The sequence below is a fragment of the Polaromonas sp. P1_E1_2 genome (genome assembly GCF_056406035.1).
The window spans coordinates 1-2403 of record NZ_JBFUAZ010000636.1 but is presented as its reverse complement, the minus strand read 5'-3'; the positions used below and the strand labels follow the sequence as shown (position 1 = coordinate 2403).

The 2403-nt window shown below is 58.0% G+C and carries 2 protein-coding genes and 1 pseudogene; 1 reads left to right on the top strand and 2 read right to left on the bottom strand.

Annotated elements, in window-relative coordinates:
• Positions 1 to 1479, top strand: a 1479-nt coding sequence (locus tag AC1D1P_RS21070; RefSeq protein ID WP_477674305.1) for a polysaccharide biosynthesis protein, incomplete at its 5' end; no start/stop codon positions are given.
• A gap of 17 nt (positions 1480 to 1496) precedes the next feature.
• Here the strand turns inward: AC1D1P_RS21070 and AC1D1P_RS21065 are convergent.
• Positions 1497 to 2159 (bottom strand): LON peptidase substrate-binding domain-containing protein, encoded by a 663-nt coding sequence (locus AC1D1P_RS21065; protein WP_477671341.1) that lies wholly within the window; start codon positions 2157 to 2159, stop codon positions 1497 to 1499.
• Positions 2160 to 2288: 129 nt separating this feature from the next.
• A pseudogene (locus tag AC1D1P_RS21060) lies at positions 2289 to 2403 on the bottom strand (acetyl-CoA carboxylase, carboxyltransferase subunit beta); the annotation flags it as partial.

The window sequence follows — 2403 nt, the reverse complement described above, 5'->3', positions numbered from 1 at the left end:
CTCGTTGCATTGATATTGCTTGGCGGAGCTCGCGCTGCCTGGCGGACATTTGTTGAGCACGGTAGCCCGTCGGACGAATCCCGGGCCTTGTTGATTGTCGGATCGCTTCATGATGCTGCCGATGCCCTGCGTGCAATCAAGGGATCCAGGCAATGGCATTGTGTGGGTATTGCTTCATCCGTTGAGTCCGAGCAAGGGCGTTATCTTCACCAAATACCGGTATTGGGACTTCCGGCTGGAATTGCCGACATGGCTGCGTCTACGGGTGCATCAACTGCGCTCATTGCCAGTCCGCCGGGCTCTCGGGAGCGTCGCGAGGTCCTCATGCAGTCCAGTCCGCCCGGACTGACGTTGCTAACCATGCCGAGGCCGGATGAATGGTTGCAGTCCGAGAGTGCAAGTCCGAGGAAAATCGAACTGGAAGATTTGCTGGGCAGGCAGGCGGTGGAACTGGACACGCAGGGACTGGCGGAGCTTTTTTCGGGTCAAACCGTGTTTGTATCGGGTGCTGGCGGGTCTATCGGGTCGGAACTTTGCCGGCAGATTGCGCGATTGGGTGTCGCCCGGCTGGTTTGTGTGGACGCCTCCGAGATTGCCATTTACAAGCTGGAGCAGGAACTGCGGGAAGCGCATCCGCAGATGCAAGGTCTCTATTACACGGCCAATGTCAGGGAGCATGCCCGCTTGCAGGCCATCGCAATGCAGTACAAGCCCTCGGTGTTTTTTCATGCGGCAGCGTACAAGCATGTCCCATTGATGGAGTTGAATAACGAAATCGAAGCGGTCCGAACCAATATTCTCGGAACCATTCACGCCGCTAAAGTGGCCGGTGCATGCGGTGCCCAGAAGTTCGTCTTGATCTCCACTGACAAGGCAGTGAATCCCACCAATATCATGGGAGCCACCAAACGCATGACGGAACTCGTGGTGCAGAGCATTGCACGCGAGTACACCGACACCCAGTTTGTGTCGGTTCGGTTCGGAAATGTTCTGGGCTCAAGCGGCTCTGTGGTTCCGCTGTTCACTGAGCAAATTGCGCGTGGTGGCCCGATCACTGTGACGCACCCCGACATCGTGCGCTATTTCATGACGATTCCGGAGGCCGCCAAATTAGTACTGCAGGCCGGGCTTATGGGACGCAGTGGCCAGATTTACGTGCTCGATATGGGTGAGCCTGTAAAAATTGTGGATCTGGCCCGGATGATGATTCGTCTTTCGGGTAAATCCGAACACGACATTTCGATCACTTTTACCGGTTTGCGTCCCGGCGAAAAACTATTTGAAGAATTGATGGCTGATGACGAAACCACGGAGCCCACTCCCCATCCCAAACTCCGTGTGGCCAAATCGTCGGGCGATCAGGCCGTTGCCATCGACGATGTAACAGCCTGGATATCCGCTGTTGGTGCCGCACCGTCCGGCGAAACCGTGAAGGCTTGGTTAACCAGTCATGTTCCGGAGTACAAATCCCGGATCTGATTTCGCTGGTTCCTTGTTTACAGCGAAATTCCTGTGCGCTCCAGAATGTCGCTGACCAGTTCCAGCCGCATCAAGGGGTTGTCCAGTTGCATCAGGCGCTGCTTTAATTCCAGCGGCATCGGCAACAGTTCGCACCAGCGGTTGGCGACCCATCCGCAGTCGTTCAGCCTGTAGGGCGCCAGTAGCGGCATTTGTGCTTGCGGCACCTCGCGTTCCTGCAGGCTTGTAATCAGCTTGCCCAGGGCATTGGCCGTGGCCTGCAGGTCAACCGGAATTTCCACCGGTTGGTCGTCTTCCAGCCGGGTGACATCGGCAATCCACAGGCCATGCCTGAGTTTTTCGCGGCGGGTGATTTCAAAGCGCTGCGCACCGGTGCAGCGTATGGCCATCAGGCCCGGTTGCGGGCTAGAGAACTCGGTAATGGTGGCCAGGGTGCCGATGGTGCTGAAGGCCTCGTTCGCAAAGCCGTCGCCCGTGGGGGTGCCTGCATCGGCGGGCCGGCGTACCTCGGAGCCTTCGGTGAGTGAAACAACGCCGAAAGGCGCACCCGCCTTGTGGCATTTGCCGATCATGTCGAGGTAACGGACCTCAAAGATGCGCAGCGGCAACACGCCGCCGGGGTACAGCACCGCGCCCAGCGGGAACAGGGGAAGGGAGGTCAGTGTCAGGGCTTCTGGCATGGTCTCATCGTGCTTTGGAGTGCCGTGAACCACATCATCCCATGTGACCCGCGCGGTGAATTTTTCGTGCGGCTGATACGCCTTTTATGCCTTGGGACTTATGCCTTGCTTCCGGGAATTGCCGGCCTCTCAGCTGACGGCATCGGCTGGCTGGCGCAGCAGCATGGCCAGGGAGTTGGCCACGGTCTTGCGCAGTTCCCTGCGGTCGCAGATCAAATCGACTGCGCCCTTGGTTTGCAAAAAC